At 69.8% G+C, this 23,632-nt stretch carries 20 protein-coding genes; 3 read left to right on the top strand and 17 right to left on the bottom strand.

The annotated features are described in order from the left end of the window. Positions 1–112: 112 nt before the first annotated feature. The 5 genes from DEJ03_RS11115 to DEJ03_RS11095 all read right to left on the bottom strand — a co-directional run bounded on the left by DEJ03_RS11115 (position 113) and on the right by DEJ03_RS11095 (position 4,274). Positions 113–1,036 (bottom strand): ABC transporter substrate-binding protein, encoded by a 924-nt coding sequence (locus tag DEJ03_RS11115; protein WP_110864635.1) that lies wholly within the window; start codon positions 1,034–1,036, stop codon positions 113–115. Beyond that, positions 1,033–1,761: an ABC transporter permease gene (locus DEJ03_RS11110; protein WP_071405717.1), complete on the bottom strand. Its 729-nt coding sequence runs from the start codon at positions 1,759–1,761 to the stop codon at positions 1,033–1,035. Before DEJ03_RS11110 ends, DEJ03_RS11115 begins: the two co-directional genes overlap by 4 nt. Then, on the bottom strand, positions 1,758–2,474 hold the full coding sequence (locus DEJ03_RS11105) for an ABC transporter permease (protein WP_110864634.1): 717 nt from the start codon (positions 2,472–2,474) through the stop codon (positions 1,758–1,760). The genes DEJ03_RS11110 and DEJ03_RS11105 overlap by 4 nt, the downstream gene beginning before the upstream one ends. After that, positions 2,471–3,397, bottom strand: a complete 927-nt coding sequence (locus DEJ03_RS11100; RefSeq protein WP_027465271.1) for an ABC transporter ATP-binding protein — start codon at positions 3,395–3,397, stop codon at positions 2,471–2,473. Before DEJ03_RS11100 ends, DEJ03_RS11105 begins: the two co-directional genes overlap by 4 nt. A 229-nt stretch (positions 3,398–3,626) precedes the next feature. After that, complete coding sequence (locus DEJ03_RS11095) at positions 3,627–4,274, bottom strand: TetR/AcrR family transcriptional regulator (protein WP_110864633.1); 648 nt, start codon at positions 4,272–4,274, stop codon at positions 3,627–3,629. Between the two features lie 153 nt (positions 4,275–4,427). On the opposite strand from DEJ03_RS11095, the gene DEJ03_RS11090 reads away from it, so the two are divergent. Together DEJ03_RS11090 and DEJ03_RS11085 are read left to right on the top strand one after the other, a co-directional pair. Further along, entirely contained in the window at positions 4,428–5,492 is a 1,065-nt protein-coding gene (locus tag DEJ03_RS11090; protein WP_110864632.1) for an App1 family protein, read from the top strand. A gap of 78 nt (positions 5,493–5,570) precedes the next feature. Next, complete coding sequence (locus tag DEJ03_RS11085; RefSeq protein ID WP_258370755.1) at positions 5,571–7,535, top strand: glycoside hydrolase family 15 protein; 1,965 nt, start codon at positions 5,571–5,573, stop codon at positions 7,533–7,535. Positions 7,536–7,745: 210 nt separating this feature from the next. Here DEJ03_RS11085 and DEJ03_RS11080 read toward each other — a convergent pair whose 3' ends face one another. From DEJ03_RS11080 to DEJ03_RS11055, 6 genes are all read right to left on the bottom strand, one after another. Continuing rightward, positions 7,746–9,119: a glucose-6-phosphate dehydrogenase gene (locus tag DEJ03_RS11080; RefSeq protein WP_071405720.1), complete on the bottom strand. Its 1,374-nt coding sequence runs from the start codon at positions 9,117–9,119 to the stop codon at positions 7,746–7,748. Between the two features lie 158 nt (positions 9,120–9,277). After that, positions 9,278–9,694 (bottom strand): cytochrome c oxidase subunit 4, encoded by a 417-nt coding sequence (locus DEJ03_RS11075; RefSeq protein ID WP_027465267.1) that lies wholly within the window; start codon positions 9,692–9,694, stop codon positions 9,278–9,280. 4 nt (positions 9,695–9,698) lie between these two features. Beyond that, positions 9,699–11,435, bottom strand: coding sequence for a cytochrome c oxidase subunit I (ctaD, locus tag DEJ03_RS11070; RefSeq protein ID WP_027465266.1), 1,737 nt, complete (start codon positions 11,433–11,435; stop codon positions 9,699–9,701). Between the two features lie 11 nt (positions 11,436–11,446). Then, entirely contained in the window at positions 11,447–12,349 is a 903-nt protein-coding gene (gene coxB / locus DEJ03_RS11065) for a cytochrome c oxidase subunit II (protein WP_110864631.1), read from the bottom strand. 292 nt (positions 12,350–12,641) lie between these two features. Next, positions 12,642–13,010 carry an iron-sulfur cluster assembly accessory protein gene (locus tag DEJ03_RS11060; protein WP_035808216.1) on the bottom strand — a complete coding sequence of 123 codons (369 nt, stop codon included), beginning with the start codon at positions 13,008–13,010 and terminating at the stop codon, positions 12,642–12,644. 58 nt (positions 13,011–13,068) lie between these two features. Then, entirely contained in the window at positions 13,069–14,520 is a 1,452-nt protein-coding gene (locus tag DEJ03_RS11055; protein ID WP_110864630.1) for a dipeptidase, read from the bottom strand. Between the two features lie 52 nt (positions 14,521–14,572). On the opposite strand from DEJ03_RS11055, the gene DEJ03_RS11050 reads away from it, so the two are divergent. After that, on the top strand, positions 14,573–15,148 hold the full coding sequence (locus DEJ03_RS11050; protein WP_110864629.1) for a DUF3043 domain-containing protein: 576 nt from the start codon (positions 14,573–14,575) through the stop codon (positions 15,146–15,148). A 225-nt stretch (positions 15,149–15,373) separates the two neighbouring features. On the opposite strand, the gene DEJ03_RS11045 is transcribed toward DEJ03_RS11050, so the two are convergent. Genes DEJ03_RS11045 through dnaE form a run of 6 tightly spaced genes read right to left on the bottom strand, consistent with a single transcriptional unit; the run spans position 15,374 to position 22,969 of the window. After that, on the bottom strand, positions 15,374–16,450 hold the full coding sequence (locus DEJ03_RS11045; RefSeq protein WP_110864628.1) for a quinone-dependent dihydroorotate dehydrogenase: 1,077 nt from the start codon (positions 16,448–16,450) through the stop codon (positions 15,374–15,376). Next, positions 16,447–16,947 carry a transcriptional regulator NrdR gene (nrdR, locus tag DEJ03_RS11040; protein WP_027465260.1) on the bottom strand — a complete coding sequence of 167 codons (501 nt, stop codon included), beginning with the start codon at positions 16,945–16,947 and terminating at the stop codon, positions 16,447–16,449. The genes DEJ03_RS11045 and nrdR overlap by 4 nt, the downstream gene beginning before the upstream one ends. A gap of 13 nt (positions 16,948–16,960) precedes the next feature. Continuing rightward, on the bottom strand, positions 16,961–18,268 hold the full coding sequence (hisD, locus tag DEJ03_RS11035; protein ID WP_110864627.1) for a histidinol dehydrogenase: 1,308 nt from the start codon (positions 18,266–18,268) through the stop codon (positions 16,961–16,963). Further along, positions 18,265–19,131: a hypothetical protein gene (locus DEJ03_RS11030; protein ID WP_110864626.1), complete on the bottom strand. Its 867-nt coding sequence runs from the start codon at positions 19,129–19,131 to the stop codon at positions 18,265–18,267. Before DEJ03_RS11030 ends, hisD begins: the two co-directional genes overlap by 4 nt. Continuing rightward, positions 19,128–19,478, bottom strand: a complete 351-nt coding sequence (locus DEJ03_RS11025; protein ID WP_110864625.1) for a DUF2200 domain-containing protein — start codon at positions 19,476–19,478, stop codon at positions 19,128–19,130. The genes DEJ03_RS11030 and DEJ03_RS11025 overlap by 4 nt, the downstream gene beginning before the upstream one ends. Positions 19,479–19,489: 11 nt before the next feature. Further along, positions 19,490–22,969, bottom strand: a complete 3,480-nt coding sequence (gene dnaE / locus DEJ03_RS11020) for a DNA polymerase III subunit alpha (RefSeq protein WP_375342294.1) — start codon at positions 22,967–22,969, stop codon at positions 19,490–19,492. Positions 22,970–23,632: the final 663 nt, after the last annotated feature.

Below are 23,632 nucleotides of genomic sequence, written 5' to 3'. Positions count from 1 at the left end.
GCCCCTGCACGGCACAACCGTGCGGCACGGATGTTCGCGCTGCCTGCTCCACGAACGACGACAGGCGCCGGGTAGATACCCGACGCCTGTCGCTTTGTTCGGAGGGCTGTGGTTACAGCAGACCCTCAGCCTTGAGCCAGTCCTCGGCGATGGTGGACGCCTTCTCCTTGTCGGCCGTGCTCTTGGTGTTGAGCTCGATCAGGGCCTCGGTCGTGAGCTTCTCGTTGACCGAGTCGATCGCGTCCGCAGCCTTCTCGTTGACCTTCTTCGAGACGACCGGCACGACGTTCTGCGGCAGGATCAGGTTCTCCGGGTCCTTCAGCGTGACGAAGCCGTTCGCCTTGATGCTCGGGTCGGCCGTGTAGATGTCGGCCAGCTGGACGGTGTCGTCCTTGAGCGCCTTGACGGTCAGGGCCCCGCCGCCGTCCTCGATCGCCTTGAAGTCGACGTCGACGCCGTAGACCGACTTGAGCCCCTTCGGGCCGTACGGCCGCGTCTGGTTCTCGGAGTTGGCACCCACGGTGAGCTTCTCGTCGACGTTCTTCAGGTCGGCCAGGCTCGTGACGTCGTTGTCCTCGGAGAACTTCTTCGTGACGGTGTAGCTGTCCTGGTCGGTCGCGTCGGCTTCGTCGAGGACCCGGAGGCCCTTCGGCAGGGCCGTGTCGAGGCCGTCGTCGATCTGGTCGGCGGTCTTCGCGTCCGAGTCCTTGTCGAAGTACTGCAGCAGGTTGCCGCTGTACTCGGGCATGACGTCGATGGCGCCCTTCTCGAGCTGCGGGATGTAGACCTCACGCTGCCCGATGTTGAAGTTGCGCTTCACGTCGAAGCCGTCCTTCTCGAGGACCTGGGCGTACAGCTCGGCGATGATCTCGTTCGAGTAGTACTGCTGCGAACCGACGACGATCGTCTTCGAGTCGGACGAGTCGCTGGAGCCGCTGTCGAGCGGGTCGCTCGACGCGCAGCCGGCGAGGGCGGCGACGACGCCGACCGCCATCGCGGCGGCGACACCGGCGCGGATCTTGGGTGCTGTGATCACGAGGGATTTCCTTCCGGGAGTGGATTGCGGGCTCGCTCACGCGACCCCTGACGCTGTCGGGCCGACGGGTCCGCGGTACCCTTCGGCACCGCCGCCCGCTGCAGCACGGCGAACACGATCTCGAACGCGATCGCGAGGGCGATCACGAGGATGGAGGCGCCGAGCATCTCGGCGTAGTCCTGGGTCTTCAGGCCGAGGAAGAAGTACCCGCCGAGGCCACCGGCCCCGACGTACGCGGCGAGCGTGGCCGTCGCGACGACCTGCAGCACCGCGGCGCGGATGCCACCGATCAGCAGCGGGAGCCCGAGCGGGATCTCGACCTTCCACAGGATCTGCCAGCCGGTCATGCCCTGGGCCTTCGCGGCGTCGACGACCCCCGGGTCGACGGACTCGATGCCGGAGTACGCACCGGCGAGCACCGACGGGATCGCCAGGATGACGAGGGCGAGCAAGGGAGCCTGCAGCCCGATGCCGAGCAGCAGCCCGAACAGCGAGAGCACGCCGAGCGTCGGGAGCGCCCGCACCCCGCCGGACACCGCGATCGAGAAGCCACGAGCACGGCGGGTGTGGCCGATCGCGTACCCGACCGGCACGGCGATGACCGCGGCGATGAGCACCGCGAGCAGGGTGATCCAGACGTGCTCCCAGAGGCGCGTGGGGATGCCGTTGTACCCGCCGTAGTTCGTGGGGTCGAACACCCACGCGAAGGCCTGACCGATGATCACGAGGAGACCTCCGCTGCTTGCAGGACTCGGCGAGCCTGTCGGCGTGACACCGAGTTCGTCCGGGTCCACGGCATGACCAGGCGCCCGAGCAGCACGAGGAGGCCGTCGAGGGCGAAGGCGAGCACGAGCACCATCACGATGCCGGAGAGGATCTCCTCGTAGATCCCGCGCCCCAGGCCGTCGGTGAACAGCAGGCCGAGACTCGGGATGCCGAGGACCGCGCCGACCGTGGTCAGCGAGATCGTGGAGACGGAGACCACCCGGAGGCCGGCCAGCAGGACCGGACCGGCGAGCGGGAGCTCAACACGGAAGAACCGCTGCGCTGGCGAGTAGCCCATGGCGGTCGACGCGGACTTGGTCTCGGAGTCGACCGAGGTCAGCCCGTCGACCGTGGACCGGACCATCAGCGCGAGGCCGTACAGCGTCAGACCGATGACGACGTTGATCGGGCTCTGCAGGCCGGTGCCGATGATGCTCGGCAGCGCCACGAACAGGGCGAGCGACGGGATTGCGTAGAGCAAACCGGCGAGGGTCACGATGCTGCTGCCCACACCCGATGCGAAGCGCGACCCACCGGGGCGCTGCAGCCGGACCACCAGCCACCCGATCGGGATCGACAGCAGGAACGCGACGATGATCGGCGGGATCGCGATCGCGAGGTGGGAGACCGTGTTGTCCCAGATCGTGTCGAGGTTCGCCAGCACCCACTTCACCGGGTGCCCCCACCCTGCGCCGGGGCACCCGGTGCGTCGTGGGACGCTCCGGCCTCTGCTGCTCGGGAGTCGGACTGCGGAACGGCCTCGGCGGCGTCGACGACCCCGACGGGGCCCGTCAGCACGCCGGCTGCGCGGCCTTCACCGTCGACGACGATCGGACCGGTCGGGGTCTGCTCGACGCGGAGCGCGCGGCGCCCGCGGCCGGCGCCGATGAACGTGGCGACGAAGTCGTCGGCGGGTGCGGCGAGGATCTCGGCCGGCGTCCCCTGCTGGGCGATCTCGCCGCCCTTCTTGAGGATGACGACCTGGTCGCCGAGCTTGAACGCCTCGTCGATGTCGTGCGTCACGAACACGACGGTCTTGCCGAGTTCGCGCTGCAGGCGGATGAGCTCGTCCTGCAGGTCGTTGCGCACCAGCGGGTCCACCGCACCGAACGGCTCGTCCATGAGCAGGATGTTCGGGTCGACGGCCAGCCCGCGGGCCACACCGACGCGCTGCTGCTGGCCGCCGGAGAGCTGTGACGGGTAGCGGTCGGCGAAGGCACGGTCGAGTCCGACGGTGTCCATGAGCTCGAGGGCGCGCTTGCGGGCGTCGGCCTTGGAGACGCCGGTCAGCAGCGGGACGGTCGCGATGTTGTCGACGACCTTGCGGTGCGGCAGCAGCCCGGAGTTCTGCATGACGTAGCCGATGTGGCGACGGAGCTCGACGGGGTTGATCCCGGCGACGTCCGAGCCGTCGATCTCGACGGTTCCGGAAGTGGGGTCGACCATGCGGTTGATCATGCGGAGCAGCGTGGTCTTGCCACAGCCGCTGGATCCGACGAAGACGGTGGTGGTCCGGGACGGGATGACCAGATCGAAGTGCTCGACCGCAGTCGTGCCGTCCGGGTAGGTCTTGCGCACCGAGCGGAACTCGATCATGGGGTGCCCTTCTGTTCGGAGGTAGCCCGACTCCGGATGAGAGTACCCGGGGGTGCCGACATCGGTTCGCTGTGACGATCCGTGACGGACCCGCGGCGGTGCACAGGTCGGTGGGGATGCCGACGGGCACCACGGGATCGGCGGGGACGACGACGCCCGCGCCTCGGTGTTCGGAGGCGCGGGCGGGTCGGTTCGGTCTCCGGCGTGTCGCGCCGGTTCGACGGGACGGTCAGGAAGCGGCGATCACCGATTCCAGGTGCGCACGGTTCATCCGGCGGTACTCCTCGATCAGCTCCGTGTCGGGGTGCTCGCGGTCGCGGTGTGCCCGTGCCAGCACCGCGTGACCGGACTCGGCGAGGACGACCCAGGCGCGGGTGATGCGCTCGTCGTCCGGCAGGCCGAAGCGGTCGCGCATGATCTGGCCGACGGCCGCGCCGAGCGCACCCATGCGGTCCTCCGCGTCGCCCGTTCCGGTGTCCGCCGGGTCGCCGAAGCGGATGGCCCGGAAGCCGGGCTCGGTGCGGTACATCTCGGCGGTCATGTCGATGAGCGCGTCGTTGGCGTCCTGCCAGGTCTCGGCGCCGCTGGCGTCGAGCGCCTCGACGAAGCGGGCGGCGAGCCGCTGGGTGCAGCGGATCGCGAGTGCCTCGACCACGGCGATGCGGTCCGGGAAGTACCGGTAGACGGTGCCGATCGACGCCCCCGCGCGCTCGGCGACCATGGCGGTCGTGAGCCGTTCGAACCCGATCTCGTCGATCACCGCGGCTGCGGCGTCGAGGAGGCCGGCGAGGCGCGCCGAACTGCGGGCTTGGACCGGCTCGTTCCTGAGCAGTGATGATCCCCCCGGCAGAGCGTTCGTTACCTCGGTGACGAGCACGTGTTCTCCTCTTGCGCTCCAGCGCGGTTGGTTGGTGTGACGGGGACAACTTTCGCAGAACGCACCTGGAACGTGGCTGCGACTCACCACTTGCGACGCACCAGTTCTGTGCAGCGCGCGGGTTTCGTCAGCCGCCCGTGGGAGGATGACGCCATGCCCGACCCGACGCCCCACGAGCCGTCGTTGGCCGAGCCGCTCCTGCACCGCGCGGCCCGCATCGAGGACGCCGTCCAGGAGTTCCGCGAGCACCGTGCACGCCGTCGCGGACTCGTCCCGACGGTGGTCCCGTACACCGGCTACGGCGCGCCCGGCTGGGTGCGCATCCTCTGCCGTGTGCTACTGACGCGCCGGGGTCTCGCCTCAGACGTCTCCTACGCCGGAGTCCGCGGCTGGAAGAGCTTCACGAGCGTCGCCGTCGACCACGCCGAGGTCACCGTCACCGCCGGCGGCGTCTCCCACGTGGTGCAGACCGACCGTGGCGGCGTCGTCGACACCATCGTCCCGATCGACCTCGAGCCCGGCTGGCGCACGGTGCGGCTGTCGGCGGGCGGCGGGCGCGACGTCGAGGCCGACGTGTTCGTCGTGCACCCGGACACCCGCTTCGGGCTGCTGTCCGACATCGACGACACCGTGATGGTGACCTCGCTCCCCCGCCCCATGCTCGCCGCCTGGAACTCGTTCGTCCTGACCGAGCACGCCCGCCGCCCGGTGCCGGGCATGTCCGTGCTGTACGAGCGGATCCTCGCGCAGCACCCCGGCTCCCCGACGGTCTACCTGTCGACCGGGGCGTGGAACGTGGCCCCGACGCTGCAGCGCTTCCTGTCCCGCAACATGTACCCGTCCGGCACGCTCCTGCTCACCGACTGGGGTCCCACCCACGACCGGTTCTTCCGCAGCGGCCAGCTGCACAAGCAGGAGAACCTGCGGCGGCTCGCCAAGGACTTCCCGGACATCCGCTGGCTCCTGGTCGGCGACGACGGACAGCACGACGAGAGCCTCTACGGCGACTTCTCGCGGGAACACCCGGACAACGTCGCGGGCGTCGCCATCCGGCAGCTGTCCACGAGCGAAGCGGTCCTGGCCGGTGGGCGGTCGCGGGCGCAGGAGCGCTCCCGTGACTCGTCGGCGCCCTGGGTGTACGCACCGGACGGCGCCGGCCTGTGGAGCGAGCTCGCGCGGGTCGGCATCATCGAGTCCGACGCCTCCGACCCGGCCTGAGCGACCCTTCATCACGTTCTCGGCCCGGAGCACCCGTGGCCGACCGCGGCGCTCGGGCACCGGGTGTTCGATCGGTCCATGAGCACCGAGCCGGCCGCACCGCCCGAAGCCGCACCACACCCAGCCGCGCCGCACCCAGTCACACCGCACACACCGCACACACCGCACACACCGCCGAACCGCATCGAGGACCACGCCCTCATCGGCGACACCGGCACCGCTGCCCTGGTCGGCCGAGACGGGACGATCGACTGGGCGTGCCTGCCGCGCTTCGACAGCTCGTCCACCTTCGCCTCGCTGCTCGGCACCGAGGACCACGGCCACTGGACCCTGCGACCCGTCGACGACGAGGCCACGGCCCAGTGGCGGTACCACGGCGACACCCTGGTGCTCTCGACCGTGTGGACCACCCGTGACGGTGTGGTCGAGGTCACCGAGTTCATGCCCGTCGGCGCGCACCGCCCCTCGATCGTCCGCCGGGTGCGCGGGCTCCGCGGCACCGTCGAACTCCGGCAGACGCTCCGGATCCGGTTCGACTACGCACGGGCCCTGCCGTGGATCCGGCAGATCGGGGACGACGACGAACCGGCGCTGCTCGCGACGGCGGGCCCTGGCTCGGTGATCGTGCGGGGACCGCAGTTCCGCGCCGACGACCACCGGCACACCGCCGTCACGACGATCCACGACGGCGACGTGCTCGACACGGTGCTCACCTGGTACCCGTCGCACCGCGAGCCGCCGGAGCCGCTCGACGTCGACGCGGCCCTCGCCCACACGGTGCAGTGGTGGACGGCGTGGACCGCCCCCGCGCAGACCACCGGTCGGTACGCCGTCGCCGCTCGACGGTCGCTGGTGTTCCTCCGCGCGATGACCCACGGCGAGACCGGTGGCGTCGTCGCCGCCGCGACCACGGGCCTGCCGGAGGACCCCGGCGGCGAACGCAACTGGGACTACCGCTACGTGTGGCTTCGCGACGCCTCCCTCGCGCTCGCGTCGCTCATCGCCCACGGCTACCGCGACGAGGCCACGCACTGGCGCGGCTGGCTGCTGCGCGCGATCGCCGGCGACCCCGCCGACGTCCAGATCATGTACGGCATCGCCGGCGAACGCGAGCTGCCCGAACGGGAGCTGCCCGAGCTGCCCGGGTACCTCGGGTCGACGCCCGTGCGGGTCGGCAACGGAGCCTCGACGCAGTACCAGGGCGACGTCTTCGGCGAGGTGCTCGCGGCACTGCACGACGCCCGCGAGCTCGGGGTCGAGGAGAACGCCGACTCCTGGGCGCTGCAGCGGGCACTGCTCGGCTACGTCGAGGAGCACTGGCAGGAACCGGACAACGGCATCTGGGAGATGCGCGGCCCGCGGCGCAGCTTCACGCACTCGCGGGTGATGATCTGGGCCGCGTTCGACCGCGGGGTCGCCGCGGTCGAGGAGTTCGGCCTCGAGGGCCCCGTCGACCGCTGGCGTACCCTGCGCGACACCGTCCGCGCCGAGATCGAGGAGCACGGCTGGAACGCCGAGCGCGGTTCGTTCCGCCAGCACTACGACACCGACGAGGTCGACGCGAGCCTGCTCGTCCTGCCGCAGGTCGGGTTCTGCCGCGCCGACGACCCCCGGATGACGGGCACCGTGCGCGCCATCGAGGAGGACCTGCGCGTCGGCGACGACGGTCTCGTGCTCCGCTACCGCACGACGGCCGGCTTCGACGGGCTGTCCGGCGCCGAGCACCCGTTCCTGGCGTGCTCGTTCTGGCTGGTGGAGCAGTACGCCGCCTCGGGCCGGGTCGAGGACGCCGAGCGCCTGATGGACGTGCTCGTCGGGTACGGGAACGACGTCGGCATGCTCTCCGAGGAGATCGACGTCGCCACCGGACACCACATCGGCAACACCCCGCAGGTGCTGTCGCACCTGACGCTCGTGTCGGCAGCGGACGCCATCGAGCGCGCCCGTGGCGCGACCGTCGGGCACCGCACGCGGTTGCCCGTCCACGACGGCGGCACCCGGTCGTGGACGGGCGAGGGTGAGCGCGCCGGCTCCCCCGCCTGACGTCCCGCTCTGCCCCCTGAAGACGCCGTCGTCTTCGCGCGACGCCGCCAAGCCGTCGAGACGCCGCCGGATCTGGCGGCGTCTCGATGACACGACGGCGTCTTGCGATGCTCTGCACGCGACCCCACGACGGACGGGAGGCCCGGTGCCAGCTGGCACCGGGCCTCCCGTCCGTCAGGGCGTCCGTTCAGGACGTCAGCAGCGCGTCCGTCAGGACGACGACTCCCAGTCCGCCGGGCCGCGCGAACCGGCGCGGTACTCCTCGAGCGGGACCTCGTCGGCCTTCCAGGCGGCAACGACCGGCTCCACGATCTCCCAGCAGCGCTCGGCCACGTCACCGCGGATGGAGAGCAGCGGGTCGTCGTGGAAGATGCCGTTCAGGACCTCGCCGTACGGGGTGAGCTCGCCGTCGCTGAACGACGATGACAGGGTGACCTGGCCCATCTCGAACGGGTTGCCACCGCCGTTGGCCGAAACGGTCAGCTCGATCTCGTCCGGGTTCAGGACGATGCGGAGCGTGTCCGCCTTCGGGCGACCGCTCAGGCCGGAGGGCAGGCGGGTGACCGGCTTGAAGGTGATCAGCACCTCTTTCCGGCTGTTGCCGAGTGCCTTGCCGGAGCGCAGCGTGAACGGAACGCCCTTCCAGCGGGCCGTGTCGACCTCGACCGAGATCTCGGCGAGCGTCTCGGTGCTCCGCGACTTGTCGACGCCGTCCTCGTCCTGGTACGACGGCAGCTCCTTGCCGTCGATCGTGCCGGCCGTGTAGACGGCGCGACGCGACGCGATCTTCGGGTCGCCGCCCTTGAGCTGGGTCGAACGGAGCACCCGGGCCAGGGACGAGCGGAACTCGACCGCGTCGATGTCCGCCGGGGCGTCCATCGTCACGATGCCGAGGATCTGCAGCAGGTGCGACTGGATCATGTCGACCATCGCGCCGGCCTCGTCGTAGTACTGGGCGCGGTTCTCGAGACCGAGGGTCTCGTCGTAGAAGACGTCGACCTTCTCGATGTTGTCGGCGTTCCAGATGGGCTCGAACAGGCGGTTCGCGAAGCGCAGACCGATGATGTTCAGGACCGTGGTGCGGCCGAGGAAGTGGTCGGTGCGGTGCACGCGCTCTTCCGGGACCAGCTTGAGCACCGTCTCGTTGAGGGCCTGGGCGCTGGCGACGTCGGTGCCGAAGGGCTTCTCGAAGGCGAGGGTCGTGCCCTCGGGGAGCTCGACGTGCTCGAGCGCCTCACAGATGTCGGAGGCGATCTGCGGCGGGAGCGCGAAGTAGAGGATCGGCTCGGAGTCGGCCGCGGCCAGGAGCGCCTCGAGGTGCTTCGGGTCGGTGGGGTCGCCCTGGATGAACTGCGTCGACTCGATGGTCGCGTCGACCTCCGGCCCCTTGACGTCCTGCGACGCGAAGGACTGCGTGACGATGTCCTTCCACTTCTCGGGGCTGCGCTCGCTGCGGCCCGTGCCGATCAGCTGCACGGGGACGGCACGGCCGCTCTGCAGGAACGTGCCGAGGCCCGGCAGGAGCAGGCGGGAGGCGAGGTCGCCCGTCGCGCCGAAGATGATGAGGGTGCGCTTGTCGGTCACCTGAGGTGACTCCTTTCGCTGTGGTGGGAGGTCCGCTCCAGTCAAGTCGCGGGCGGGCCCGTTTGTTCCGGATCGGGACCGGAGTTCGTCTCCTGGACGCACTTCGGGCGGCACCGTACTGGTGCCGCCCGAAGTGTCAGGTGCGCTGCAGCGCCGGGTCAGTGCCCGAAGTTGCCGCGGTAGTACTCGTAGACCCAGCCGACCAGGGTGATCGCCACGAGGACGAGCCCGATCGGGACGATCCACAGGCCCGCGGCCACGCCGAGGAAGCACACGGCGACCGCGGCGGCCAGCAGGATGGGCCACCAGGACCACGGGCTGAAGTGCCCGAGCTCGGCGTCGCCGTCCTCGATGTTGGCGTCGGGACGGTCCTCGGGCAGGACCCCGCCCTGGGACGACATGACCTTGCCGAGGTAGAAGGCGATGAACGCCGACATCAGTCCGGTCAGGCCGATCGCGACGGTGCCCACCCACTCGGGCTCGCCGTAGTAGATCATCGCCCACGTGGTGTAGGCGGCGTCCGCCAGGATGAAGAACCCGAAGAGGATCCAGAACAGGTTGGTGTTCGCGCGCATGGCGTTACTTCACCTCGCCCTTCGCGGCGTCGTAGGTCGGGGCATCGGGGGCGTCCTTCGCGGGACCCACACCGATCGGCACACCGGCCTCGGGGTGGTTCAGGTCGAAGGCCGGGGACTCCGAACGGATACGCGGGATCGACGTGAAGTTGTGGCGCGGCGGCGGGCAGGAGGTCGCCCACTCGAGCGAGCGGCCGTAGCCCCACGGGTCGTTCACGGCGACCTTCGGTGCGTTCCGGGCGGTCACGTAGACGTTGAAGATGAACGGCAGGAACGAGATCGCGAGGATCATCGAGCCGATCGTCGACAGCTGGTTCATCCAGGTGAAGCCGTCGTTCGGCAGGTAGGTCGCGTAGCGACGCGGCATGCCGATGACGCCCAGCCAGTGCTGGATGAGGAACGTGGTGTGGAACCCGATGAACAGGAGCCAGAAGTGGATCTTGCCGAGACGCTCGTTGAGCATCTTGCCGGTCCACTTCGGCCACCAGAAGTAGAAGCCGGAGAACATCGCGAAGACGACGGTTCCGAAGACCACGTAGTGGAAGTGCGCGACGACGAAGTACGAGTCGGACACGTGGAAGTCGAGCGGCGGCGACGCCAGGATGACACCGGTCAGACCACCGAAGGTGAAGGTGATCAGGAAGCCGAGGGCCCAGAGCAGCGGCGTCTCGAACGTGACCGAACCGCGCCACATCGTGCCGACCCAGTTGAAGATCTTCACGCCGGTCGGGACCGCGATGAGCATCGTCATGAGCGAGAACCACGGGAGCAGGACTCCGCCGGTGACGTACATGTGGTGCGCCCACACCGTGACCGAGAGGGCCGCGATCGAGATGGTCGCGTAGACCAGGGTCTTGTACCCGAAGATCGGCTTGCGGCTGAACACCGGGAAGACCTCGGAGACGATGCCGAAGAACGGCAGCGCGATGATGTAGACCTCGGGGTGCCCGAAGAACCAGAACAGGTGCTGCCAGAGCAGGGCCCCGCCGTTGGCCGGGTTGAAGATCTGTGCGTCGAACACGCGGTCGAGCCCGAGGCCGAAGAGCGCCGTCGCGAGGACCGGGAAGGCCATCAGGACGAGGAGCGCCGTCACGAGGGTGTTCCACGTGAAGATCGACATGCGGAACATGGTCAGACCCGGGGCACGCATCGTGATGATCGTCGTGATGAAGTTCACCGCGCCGAGGATCGTCGAGAAGCCGGTCATGCCGAGCCCGAAGACCCAGAGTGTTCCGCCGAGCCCTGGTGTGAACGTCGTGTCACTCAGTGGCGCGTAGGCGAACCACCCGAACGAAGCAGCGCCCTGCGGGGTGAGGAAGCCGCCGACCGCGATGAGCGAGCCGAACAGGTAGAGCCAGAAGGCGAAGCCGTTGAGTCGCGGGAAGGCGACGTCGGGCGCACCGATCTGGAGCGGCATGATCGCGTTCGCGAAGCCGGAGAACAGTGGCGTCGCGAACATCAGCAGCATGATCGTGCCGTGCATCGTGAACAGCTGGTTGTACTGCTCCTTCGTCGCGACCACGTGCAGGCCGGGTTCGAAGAGCTGGGCACGGATCACGAGCGCCATCACACCTGCGAGCAGGAAGAAGATGAACGACGCGATCAGGTACATGTACCCGATGGTCTTGTGGTCGGTGGAGGTGATCCACCGGACGACGATGTTGCCCTTCCGACCCACCTTCGACGCCTGGAAGTCCGGCGACGAGGTCTGGGTCGGTTGGCCGACGAGTGACGTTGTCATCTGACGAGCCCCTACTTGTTCTCGCTGGACGCCTCGACCGGCGCCTTGTTGTTCGGTTCGTTGGAGTTGGTGTTGTACTCGTCACCGAGCAGGCCGACCTTGCCCTGGTCCTTCAGGGTGTCGAGGTAGTCCTGGTACTGGGACGGCGTGACGACCTTCACCTGGAAGAGCATCAGCGAGTGGTACTCACCGCAGAGCTCCGCACACTTGCCCTGGTACGTGCCGAGCTTCTCCGGGATGAAGTACTCCCAGTTGGTCTTGCCCGGGAGCATGTCCTTCTTGTAGAGGAAGTCGATGACCCAGAAGGAGTGGTCGACGTCGCGCGAGGAGAGCTCGATCGCGACCTTCTTGCCCTTCGGCAGGTAGAGGGTCGGCAGCTGCGACTCGTCGATCGCCCCGTTGGCGTTCTCTTCTTCCTGGGCCTGGATGCCCTGGTAGTAGACGCTCTCTTCGGGGTTGTCCTTGTTGATGTAGTTGAAGTCCCACGCCCAGCGCTTGCCGTACACGTGCACGGTGGCGTCGGGGTCGGCGAAGGGCTTCTCGATCGCGGCCTGGTCCTTCGCGGTGAAGGCGAAGAAGCCCAGCACCAGGATCAGCGGCACGATCGTGTAGAAGATCTCGAGCGGCATGTTGTACCGCATCTGCACGGGCAGGCCGGTCTGGCCCTTCCGGCGGCGGTAGACGATCGCTGCCCAGATGACGAGGCCCCACACGATGAGACCGACGGCGAGGAGAACGACCCAGCTGGTGGTCCACAGGCCGACGATGCGGCTCGTGTGGTTGGTGACGTCCTTCGTCTCCTCCGTGCCGGGGAGCCATCCGTTCATCTGCTGCTGCGTGCAGCCAGCCAGTGCGATGACCAGACCGACGGCCACCGGGACGGCCGCCCAACGTATACGGCGATTCGAACGCACTGTTACCTCTCGCAAAAGACGTGAGCTTCGGAGGTCAGCCCGTCGAGTCCGACGGCGAGCCGCACGAAGGCGGCGCATGGCTGGCTCCCAGCTTGATTGGAACACTCCTAGCTTACTCGCAGCTCGGTACCGCTCGCGCACACACGACACGGTTCTGGCCTCGATCCGCACGTCTGCGGGCACGATTTCGCCCGGTCGCACCGCGCCCCGGCGCGCCACGTCCGGTCACACGAACGCGAGCGGGGAGCGACCCTTCCGGTCGCTCCCCGCTCGCGTGTCGGATCGCTGGCGATCAGTGGAAGCTGTCACCACAGGCGCAGCTGCCCTGCGCGTTCGGGTTGTCGATCGTGAAGCCCTGCTTCTGGATCGTGTCCTCGAAGTCGATCGTCGCGCCGTCGAGGTACGGGACGCTCATCTTGTCGACGACGACCTCGACCCCGTCGAACTCGGCGGTGACGTCACCGTCGAGCAGGCGCTCGTCGAAGTAGAGCTGGTAGATCAGGCCCGAGCAGCCACCGGGCTGGACGGCGAGGCGCAGGCGCAGGTCGTCGCGGCCCTCCTGCTCGAGCAGGCTCGCCACCTTGCCGGCAGCGGCGTCGCTCAGGAGGACGCCGTGCGACTGCGTTTCGGTCGCCGGTGCTTCGGTGATGGTGTCGCTCATCGCGCGTCTCCCTCCGGGCGGTGCTGGTCACCGCGCCTGGCGTCGATTGTAAGCACCCTCAGCTGCGCGTCGCGAGCCTGGCGAGCAGGATCGTCTCCGACGCGATGGCACGGTGCAGGACGCCGAGGTGCTGCGACTCGTTCGGGCTGTGGGCGCGGGTGTCCGGGTCCTCGACGCCGGTGACCAGGATCTGCGCGTCCGGGAACTCCGCGGCGAGGTCGGACACGAACGGGATCGACCCACCGATGCCCTGCTCGACCGCCTCGGCGCCCCACCCCTCGCGCATGGCCGTGCGGGCCTCCTGGACGGCCCAGCCGGCGGTGTCGACGAGGAACCCGTCGCCGCTGTCCGGCTCGGTGATCTCCATCCGTGCGCCGAACGGGACGTGCTCGCGCAGGTGCCGCTCGACGGCAGCGGACGCCTGCCGGGCGTCCTGACCGGGGGCGACGCGGACCGATACCCGTGCCGAGACCGAGGGCAGCAGGGTGTTCGAGGCGTTCGCGACGCTCGGCACGTCCATGCCGGTCACCGTGATCGACGGCTGGAACCACATGCGGGACAGCACGGCGCCGGTGCCGATCGGGCGGACACCGGGCACGAGCGCGGCGTCGACGGCGAGTTCGTCCTCGGTGCGCTCCGGCACGTCGGCCTCGTACGAGGACAGCCCCTCGACGGCGACCGAGCCGTCGGCGTCGTGCAGCGAGGCGAGCAGCCGCACCATGGGGATCATCGCGTCCGGGGCTGCTCCCCCGAACATCCCGCTGTGGCTGGCGTGCTCGAGCGTGGTCAGGGTGAGCTTGAAGGTGACGTTGCCGCGCAGGGAGACCGTGATCGACGGGACCTCGGTGGACCAGTTGTCGCTGTCCGCCACGACGATGACGTCGGCGGCGAGGTGCTCCTTCTGCTCGCGCAGGAACGTGCGGAACGAGCGGGAGCCGAACTCCTCCTCACCCTCGACGAAGAGCACGATCCCGAGGTCGAGGTCGTCACCGAACTGGGCGTGCACCGCGCGGAGCGACGCGATGTGCGTCATCACGCCGGCCTTGTCGTCCGAGGCACCGCGGCCGTACAGGCGGTCACCGCGGAGGGTCGGCTCGAACGGCGGCGTCTCCCACAGGGCCTCGTCGCCCTGCGGCTGCACGTCGTGGTGGGCGTAGAGCATCACCGTCGGCTTGCCGTTTCGCGCCGGGCGCACCGCGAGCACCGCGGGCTGGCCGAGCTCGGTCTCCGCGTCGGCCTCCGCGACGTCGGCCGTCGACCCGGACACCGCGGACCGCACGATCCGGACGTCGTCCGCGCCGAACACCCCGGTCGACCGGGCGAGGTCCGCGACGGCCTCGGCACTCGCGCGCACGTTCGCCGGGTCGAAGGCCGACCAGGACACCGACGGCAGGCGCACCAGCGCGGACAGGTCGGCGATCGTCGTGGGCAGTGCCCCCTGCACGTGTTCGCGCAGGGCGTCGAGGAGCGCGGGGTCGGTCGCGGGGCTGTGCTGTTCGCTGTCGGTCATGCCCGGTAATCTAGAGGAGATCCCGCACGCACACCGCCGTTAGGAACGCACCGTGGCGAAGGCAGCCCCCAAGACCAACACGACCGTCAACCCGACCGAGGCCGAGCTCCTCGAGCAGGGCAAGGGCCGCCCCACGCCGTCCCGCCGCGAGCGAGAGGCAGCGAACCGCCGCCCCCTCGTCGGCAACACGCCGGTCGACAAGAAGGCCGCCCGCGCCCGCCTCAACTCGGAGCGCGAGCGTGCCCGGGTCGGCATGGCCAACGGCGAGGAGCGCTACCTGCCGGCGAAGGACCGCGGTGAGCAGCGACGCTTCGTCCGTGACTGGATCGACGCCCGCTGGAACGTCGGCGAGGTCATGATGCCCGTGCTCGTGCTGTTCCTCATCGTCGGGTTCGCGGCCGCGCAGACGGTCATCGCCTCCTACTCGCTCCTGCTCGTGTGGGCGTTCGTGGCGCTGTTCATCATCGACTGCGTCGTGCTGTGGCTGTCGCTCCGCCGCAAGCTCACCAACAAGTTCGGCGAGCTCCAGCGCGGCACGTTCCTCTACATCCTCACGCGGGCGTGGCAGCTGCGCTTCCTGCGGCTGCCGAAGCCCCAGGTCCGGCGTGGGCAGTACCCCACGCTCTAGCCACACGCACACGACGAAGCGCCGCCCGGCCTGCCGGGCGGCGCTTCGTCGTTCCCGCTCCCCCACTTCCCACTCCCCCGTTCGTGCTTCGTGAGCAGGAATGGTCGGGTGGGCGCGGCGCACCCGACCATTCCTGCTCACGAAGCGGCCGTGGGCGCGCCCCATGACGGACTGGAGGCCCGTGGCGGTGTCGCCACGGGCCTCCAGTCCGTCAGGTGGTCGCGTCTACCGCGCGGCGCGACGCAGCCGCCGACGGCGCAGCCGGTTGATGCGCGCGGCCCAGGTCGGTCCCTCGTAGAGGAACGCCGTGTAGCCCTGCACGAGCGTCGCTCCGGCGTCGATGCGGTCCTGCACGTCCTGCTCGGTGGTCACACCACCGACGGCGATGACGCAGAAGTCGGCGGGCACCGCGGCGCGGACGCGACGCAGCACCTCGAGCGAGCGGCCGGCGACCGGCGCGCCGGAGAGGCCCCCGGCACCCATCGCCTCGACGTCGGACGGATCGGCGGTCAGCCCGTCGCGGGAGATCGTCGTGTTGTTCGCGATCACCCCGGACAGCCCGAGCTCGACCGCGAGGCCCGCGATCGCGTCGATCTGCTCGTCGGTCAGGTCCGGTGCGATCTTGACGAGCACCGGCGTGCGACCGGCGGCGTCACGCACCGCGGACAGCAGCGGTCGGAGCTGGTCGAGTTCCTGCAGTCCGCGCAGACCGGGCGTGTTCGGCGAGCTGACGTTGACCGCCAGGTAGTCCGCGAACGTCGCGAGCCGACGGGTGGACTCGAGGTAGTCGTCGATGGCGTCCTCGACGGAGACGACCCGGCTCTTGCCGATGTTCACGCCGATGACGGGGCGACCGGGGTTGCGGCGGGCGCGCTCGAGGCGCCGGGCGGCCGCTGCGGCGCCGTGGTTGTTGAAGCCCATGCGGTTGATCAGGGCGCGGTCGCCGATCAGCCGGAACAGGCGCGGGCGCTCGTTGCCGGGCTGCGGCTTGGCGGTGATGGTGCCGACCTCGACGTGGCCGAAGCCGAGTAGGCCGAGACCGGCGATGCCGCGGGCGTCCTTGTCGAACCCGGCCGCGAGACCGAAGCGCGACGGGAAGTGGATGCCCATCGTGGTGATGCCGTCGGCCGCCGCGGGACGGCAGTACCGCTCGACGACGCCGCTCAGGAACGGCACGCGGGGCAGCCCCGCGATGACGGCGAACGCCAGGTGGTGGGCACGTTCCGGGTCCATGTTCGCGAACACGGAACGGAACACGACGCGGTAGCCGCCGCGCACGATGCGTTCGGCGATGCCGCTCACGCGCGCGTGCCGGACGGTGCGGACGACCCGGCGGCCGTGTCGGATGCCCCGTGGTGGTCGCGGCGGAGCTGGCCGATGGCGTCCTCGAAGTCCTCGAGCGAGTCGAACGCCTGGTAGACGCTCGCGAACCGCAGGTAGGCGACCTCGTCGAGCTCCCGCAGGGGCGCGAGGATCGCGAGGCCGATGTCGTTCGCGTCGATCTGGCTGGATCCGGAGGACCGCACGGTCTCCTCGACGCGCTGCGCGAGCACGGCCAGGTCACCGTCGGTGACCGGGCGCCCCTGGCACGCCTTGCGTACGCCGGAGACGATCTTGTCGCGGCTGAACGGCTCGGTGACACCGTTGCGCTTCACGACGTTGAGCGATGCGGTCTCGGTGGTCGAGAACCGTCGACCGCAGTTGGGGCACTGTCGACGGCGGCGGATGGAGGTTCCGTCGTCGCTCGTCCGTGAGTCGACGACGCGGGAGTCCGGGTGGCGGCAGAAGGGGCAGAACATGTCGTTCCCCAGGCTATCGGTTCGTGCGCTCCGTCACGGCGGCCCCGTGCGCGGGGAGCTGCTCCTCGGTGGACAGGGCGACGATGTGCGGCGCGACCTCGGCCAGGGCCTCGGGCGTGTACCGGACGATCTGCTGGGGTCGCAGGAACGTCGACGCGGACAGCCCGGACCCGAACCGGGCCTGGCCGCCGGTCGGCAGCACGTGGTTGGACCCGGCCAGGTAGTCCCCCAGGCTCACCGGCGTGCTCGGACCGACGAACACCGCACCGGCGGCGTCGATTTCGGCCAGCACGGCGTCGTCGTCGACCGTCTGGATCTCGAGGTGCTCGGGCCCGTACGCGTTGCTCACGGTCGCGGCGTCGGTCAGCGAGTCCACCAGGACGATCGCGGACTGCGGTCCGTCCAGGGCGGTCTGGAGGCGCGCAGCCGTCCCGAGCACCGCCGTGCGTTCCGGGATGGCGGCTTCCACCGCGTCGGCGAACGCCGCGGACGTCGTCACCAGCACGCTGCCGGCCTGCTCGTCGTGCTCGGCCTGGCTGATGAGGTCGGCGGCCACGAACCCGGCGTCGGCGGTGTCGTCCGCGATCACGAGGATCTCGGTCGCCCCGGCCTCGGAGTCGATGCCCACCACCCCGCGCACCAGGCGCTTGGCCGCGGCGACGTAGTTATTGCCCGGACCGGTGACCAGGTCGACCGGCTCGAGGTCGATCTCGGCGACGCCGTACGCCAGCGCTCCGACGGCTCCGGCGCCGCCCATGGCGTAGACCTCGTCGATGCCGAGCAGCCCCGCCGCGGCGAGGATCGTCGGGTGCACCGCGCCGCCGTGGTCGCGCTGCGGCGGCGACACGAGGGCGATCGAGGGCACGCCCGCGACCTGGGCCGCGACGACGTTCATCACGACGCTGGACGGGTAGACGGCCTTGCCACCGGGCACGTAGAGCCCCACGCGGCGCATCGGCTGCCAGCGCTGGTGGACCTCGGCGCCGTCGGCCAGGGTGGTCACGGACGGGGCGGGGATCTGCGCGGCACTCGCGGCCCGGACCCGGCGGATGGCCTCGTCGAGGGCTGCCCGGACCTCGGGCGTGAGCCCGGCCACGGCTGCGGTGATCTCGGCAGCGGGCACCCGGACGTTCGCCGGGGCCCCACCGTCGAAGCGCTCGGCCTGGTCGTGCAGGGCAGCGGCCCCACGGTGCCGGACGTCCTCGATCAACTCGCGCGCGGCGTCGACCGCGTGCGACACGTCACCCGCGGCGCGGGGCATGAGTCGGAGGAGTTCGGCACGGGCGGGGAGGCCGCCGCGGAGGTCGATTCGCTGCATCATGAGGGGTCCAGCGTACCGGCGGCGTGCTGCACGACCGCGTCGACCACGGGCCGGTGGCGGGCCGTCTGGTCGGCGTCCCACGCATCGAGCAGGTGCAGCGTGGCGATCCGGAACGCCAGCGCACGGACGAGCAGCTGCGGCCACTCGGGGACGCCGGTGCCGAGCACGCCGAGCCGACCGACGGCGACCCCGTGCCAGCACACGGCGTCGACCGCGGCGATCGCGGCACCGAGGCCCGCCGGGCGCCAGTACGGTGCCCAGTCGAACACCGTGGGCGGCTCCCCCGGCGTGAAGAGCACGTTGCCGAGCAGGTCGCCGTGAACGAGCTGCGACGGGGACGTCACCGGCCGGAACGTCGCGGCCAGGCGGTCCAGCGTCGGGTCGTCGGGCAGGGCTGTTCCGCCCCAGGCCATGCGGTCCGCCCGACTCCAGGGCTCGTCGCGGTGGTCGAGGAAGTCCGGGCGTGGCAGATGGGCGATCGCCCGGTGGAACGCTGCACCCGCGGCGATCACGTCGTCCACGCGAGTCGGGTCGGTCCAACCGTCGACCCACCGCCAGGCCTCCCAACCGTCGTCACCGGTGCTGACGCCGGTGCGGGCGTCGGCGTCGGAGTCGGCGCGGGCGTCCACGACCCAGTCCCCGGACGTGGCGGCCACCGGGCGCGGCGTCCGGAACCCGGCCGTGTGGACGAGCCGCGCCAGCGTGGCGGACCGCCACCGGGCCTCCTGGCGGTCACCGGACGGGCGGAGGACGACGTCCCCGGCGCGCCACGTGCGTCCGCGCCCGCCGCCGAGGCGCTCGAGCGGCCGGTCGTGTACGCCGAACGCCCGGAGGACGTGCGGTGCCGGCTGGCCGTCGGTCACGCGGTCCGGAGGATCTTCGCCATCGGCCGGCCCTTGGCGACCTCGTCGACGAGCTTGTCGAGGTACCGGATCTGCCGCATGAGCGGGTCGTCGAGCTCCTCGATCCGCACCCCGCAGATCACCCCGGTGATCAGCGGGGCGTTCGGGTTCAGGTGCGCGCTGGCGAAGAAGTCCTGGAACGTGGTCCGGTCGGCCAGGTGCTGCGCGAGCGCCCGGTCGTCGAAGCCGGTCAACCACTCGATGACGGTGTCGAGCTCCGCCTTCGTGTGGCCCTTCCGCTCCACCTTCGCCAGGTAGTGCCCGTAGACGTCCGCGACGGGCGTCCCGAAGATCCGGTGACCGGCCATGGTCGCTGCTCCTACACCAGGCAGCGGGGTCCGAGCAGGCTCTTCAGCTCGCCGAACAGGTCGGGGGTCAGGTTCACCGGGAACGGCAGCTCGAAGGTGCGCGCGACGTCGTCCTTGAGCAGCTTCAGCCGGACCTCGGTGTCACCCTGGTGGCGGCCGAGCACGGCGGCGAGTTCCGTCACCGTGGTCGTCGTGGCCTGGCGTTCCGGCAGCGACAGGGTGAGCGGGCCGGAGCCCATCGCGTCGCCGACGTTCGGCTGGAACATGCTCACCGCGTGCAGTGCCTTGCCGTCGTCGCGGACGTTGACGCGGCCGCGCAGGACGACGATCGAGTCGGGCACCAGGGACGGGCCGAACTCCTGGTAGGTCTTGCCCAGGAACATCACGCCGATCTGGCCGCCGAAGTCCTCGATGTCGACGATGCCGTACGGGTTGCCGCTCGTCTTCGCCACCCGGTGCTGCACGCTCGTCAGCAGGCCGGCGACGGTCACCGTCTCGCCCTCGATCGAGTCGTCGGCGGTGAGCAGGTCGGCGATGGTGATCGACTGGTGCTTCGCGAGCTCGATCTCGAGCCCGGCGAGCGGGTGGTCGGACACGTAGAGCCCGAGCATGTCCCGCTCGAACGCGAGCTTGTCGCGCTTGGACCACTCCGGACGGTCCGGCACCTGGGACACCGCGGCATTCGGGGCGTCCTCGGCTGCCTCGGCGAAGAGCGAGTCGAAGTCGAACCCGACGTTGCCGTGGGCCTCGTCGCGCTTGACCTTCACCGCGCCCTCGACCGCGCCCTCGTGGATCTCCACCAGGGCTCGGCGGGTGTCGCCGAACTCGTCGAAGGCACCGGCCTTGATGAGCGACTCGACCGTGCGCTTGTTCGCCGACGAGATCGGGATCTTGCGCAGGAAGTCGTGGAACGACTCGAAGGCGCCCTTCTCGGTCCGCGCCTTGACGATGTCGTCGACGACGTTGAACCCGACGTTGCGGATGGCACCCATGCCGAAGCGGATGTCGTCGCCGACTGCGGCGAAGAAGCCGATCGACTCGTTGACGTCCGGCGGCATCACCTTGATGCCCATGCGGCGGCACTCGTTCAGGTACAGGGCGAGCTTGTCGCGGGCGTCGCCGACGCTCGTCAGCAGCGCCGCCATGTACTCGGCCGGGTAGTGCGCCTTGAGGTACGCGGTCCAGAAGGACACCACACCGTAGGCCGCCGAGTGCGCCTTGTTGAACGCGTAGTCGGAGAAGGGCAGCAGGATGTCCCACAGCGTCTTGATCGCCGCGTCGGAGTACCCGTTGTCCTTCATGCCCTGCTGGAAGCCCGCGTACTGCTTGTCGAGCTCGGACTTCTTCTTCTTGCCCATCGCGCGGCGGAGGATGTCCGCCTGGCCGAGGGAGAACCCGGCGACCTTCTGCGCGATGGCCATGACCTGCTCCTGGTAGATGATCAGGCCGTAGGTCGTGCCGATGATGTCCTTGAGGGGCTCCTCGAGCTCCGGGTGGATCGGCGTGATCGGCTGCTCGCCGTTCTTGCGGAGCGCGTAGTTCGTGTGCGAGTTCGCACCCATGGGCCCCGGGCGGTACAGGGCGATGAGCGCGGAGATGTCCTCGAAGTTGTCGGGCTTCATCAGCCGCAGCAGGCCACGCATCGGCCCACCGTCGAGCTGGAACACACCGAGCGTGTCGCCGCGCTGCAGGAGCGCGTACGCCTCGGGGTCCTCGAGCCCCATGTTCTCGAGGTCGAGCTCGGTCCCACGGTTCGTCTTGATGTTGTCGAGGGCGTCACTGATGATCGTGAGGTTGCGGAGCCCCAGGAAGTCCATCTTGATCAGGCCGAGCGACTCCGCTGCCGGGTAGTCGAACTGCGTGACGATCTGGCCGTCCTGCTCCCGCTTCATGATCGGGATGATGTCGATGAGCGGATCGCTCGACATGATGACGCCGGCAGCGTGCACGCCCCACTGGCGCTTCAGCCCCTCGAGCCCGAGGGCGGTGTCGAAGACCGTCTTCGCCTCGGGGTCGGTCTCGACCACGGTACGGACGTCGACGGCTTCCTTGTAGCGCGGGTGGTCCTTGTCGAAGATCCCGGTGAGCGGGATGTCCTTGCCCATCACGGGCGGCGGCATCGCCTTCGTGAGCTTCTCGCCCATGCCGAACGGGAACCCGAGGACGCGCGAGGAGTCCTTGAGCGCCTGCTTCGCCTTGATCGTGCCGTACGTGACGATCTGCGCGACGCGCTCCGACCCGTACTTCTCGGTGACGTACTTGATCGCCTCACCGCGGCGCCGGTCGTCGAAGTCGACGTCGAAGTCGGGCATCGAGACGCGGTCCGGGTTGAGGAAGCGCTCGAAGATCAGCCCGTGCCGGATCGGGTCGAGGTCGGTGATGCGCATCGCGTACGCCACCATCGAGCCGGCGCCGGAGCCACGACCCGGACCGACGCGGATGCCGTTGTTCTTGGACCAGTTGATGAAGTCCGCGACCACCAGGAAGTAGCCCGGGAACCCCATCTGGTTGATGATGCCGACCTCGTAGTCGGCGCGGTCCTGCACCTCTTTCGAGATGCCGTCCGGGTACCGGTAGTCCAGCCCCTTCGCGACCTCTTTCTCGAACCAGGAGTGCTCGGTCTCGCCCTCGGGCACCGGGAACTTCGGCATGTAGTTGGCCGAGGTGTCGAACTCGACGTTGCAGCGTTCCGCGATGAGCAGCGTGTTGTCGCAGGCCTCGAGGTTGTCGCGGAAGACGTGCCGCATCTGCGCCGGGGTCTTCAGGTAGAACTCGTCGGCGTCGAACTTGAAGCGGTTGGGGTCGTTCAGGGTCGAGCCGGACTGCACGCAGAGCAGTGCCGCGTGCGACTTGGCGTCGTGGGCGTGCGTGTAGTGCAGGTCGTTGGTGCCGACCAGCGGGATGTCGAGGTCCTTCGCCAGGCGGATCAGGTCGCTCATGATCCGGCGTTCGATCTCGAGACCGTGGTCCATGACCTCGGCGAAGTAGTTCTCCTTGCCGAAGATGTCGCGGTAGTCGGCGGCGGCCTGCACTGCTTCGTCGTACTGGCCGAGCCGCAGGCGCGTCTGGATCTCCCCCGAGGGGCAGCCCGTCGTGGCGATGATGCCCTCGTGGTACTCCTGCAGGAGCTCGATGTCCATGCGCGGCTTGAAGTAGTAGCCCTCGAGCGACGCCTTGGACGACAGCCGGAACAGGTTGTGCATGCCCGTCGTGTTCTCGGCGAACATCGTCATGTGCGTGTACGAGCCGGCGCCGGACACGTCGTCGCCGCCACCGTCACCCCAGCGCACGCGGGTCTTGTCCGAGCGGTGCGTGCGGGGCGTGATGTACGCCTCGGTCCCGATGATCGGTTTGACGCCACCGGCCTTGGCGGCCTTCCAGAACTCGAAGGCGCCGAACATGTTGCCGTGGTCGGTTACCGCCACGGCGGGCATCCCCTGCGCGGCGGTCTCCGCCACGAGGTCGGAGAGCCTGGCGGCACCGTCGAGCATCGAGTACTCGCTGTGCACGTGCAGGTGGACGAAGGAGTCGGAATCCGACACGGAACCTCCGGTTCGTACGGTGTGCTGCAGGGTGGGAACAGCCTAACCGCGGCCGCCCACATTCCCGCGCGCGTCGGGGCGGACTGGAGGCACGGGGCGGGGCCGCACCGCGCCTCCAGACCGGCACCGGGTCGCGACGCGCGCGGGGCGCCACGCCGAGGGGGCAAGACACGCCGCACGCGCTCCGCCGCGGGCGCAGAAAGCGTCGCCTGGCGGCGCCGCAGCCGACAGTTCGTACCCCCTCGGCGCAACGGTCCGGGCGCGTCGGCCTGGAGGCGCGTGGCGGGGCCGCACCGCGCCTCCAGGCCGGCACCGGGTCGCGACACGCCCGAAGCGCCACGCCGAGAGGCCAGGACACGCCGCACCCATGCCGCCGCGGGCGCAGAAAGCGTCGCCTGGCGGCGCCGCAGCCGACAGTTCGTGACCCCTCGGCACAAGCGCCCGGGCGCGGCGGTCTGGACAGGCGCGGGGCGCGCTGCCGAGGGGGCAGGACACGCCGCACGCGCTCCGCCGCGGGTGCAGAAAGCGTCGCCTGGCGGCGCCCCAGCCGACAGTTCAGGACCCCTCGGCGCAACGGCCCGGGCACGGCGGACGGGAGGCGCGTGGCGGGGC

The sequence above is a fragment of the Curtobacterium sp. MCLR17_043 genome (assembly GCF_003224215.1).
Classification (GTDB): domain Bacteria; phylum Actinomycetota; class Actinomycetes; order Actinomycetales; family Microbacteriaceae; genus Curtobacterium; species Curtobacterium flaccumfaciens.
The sequence above is the reverse complement of the archived record's forward strand: the minus strand, read 5'-3'. Positions and strand labels throughout refer to the sequence as shown.

What these genes read in the sequence shown, in the direction of transcription:
- DEJ03_RS11100 (WP_027465271.1), bottom strand. Translation starts at nt 3,397, where the DNA reads ATGATCGAGTTCCGCTCGGTGCGCAAGACCTACCCGGACGGCACGACT.
- DEJ03_RS11090 (WP_110864632.1), top strand. Translation starts at nt 4,428, where the DNA reads ATGCCCGACCCGACGCCCCACGAGCCGTCGTTGGCCGAGCCGCTCCTG.
- DEJ03_RS11085 (WP_258370755.1), top strand. Translation starts at nt 5,571, where the DNA reads ATGAGCACCGAGCCGGCCGCACCGCCCGAAGCCGCACCACACCCAGCC.
- DEJ03_RS11075 (WP_027465267.1), bottom strand. Translation starts at nt 9,694, where the DNA reads ATGCGCGCGAACACCAACCTGTTCTGGATCCTCTTCGGGTTCTTCATC.
- ctaD (WP_027465266.1), bottom strand. Translation starts at nt 11,435, where the DNA reads ATGACAACGTCACTCGTCGGCCAACCGACCCAGACCTCGTCGCCGGAC.
- DEJ03_RS11060 (WP_035808216.1), bottom strand. Translation starts at nt 13,010, where the DNA reads ATGAGCGACACCATCACCGAAGCACCGGCGACCGAAACGCAGTCGCAC.
- DEJ03_RS11055 (WP_110864630.1), bottom strand. Translation starts at nt 14,520, where the DNA reads ATGACCGACAGCGAACAGCACAGCCCCGCGACCGACCCCGCGCTCCTC.
- nrdR (WP_027465260.1), bottom strand. Translation starts at nt 16,947, where the DNA reads ATGTTCTGCCCCTTCTGCCGCCACCCGGACTCCCGCGTCGTCGACTCA.
- hisD (WP_110864627.1), bottom strand. Translation starts at nt 18,268, where the DNA reads ATGATGCAGCGAATCGACCTCCGCGGCGGCCTCCCCGCCCGTGCCGAA.
- DEJ03_RS11025 (WP_110864625.1), bottom strand. Translation starts at nt 19,478, where the DNA reads ATGGCCGGTCACCGGATCTTCGGGACGCCCGTCGCGGACGTCTACGGG.
- dnaE (WP_375342294.1), bottom strand. Translation starts at nt 22,969, where the DNA reads ATGCTCGACGGTGCCGCCAGGCTCTCCGACCTCGTGGCGGAGACCGCC.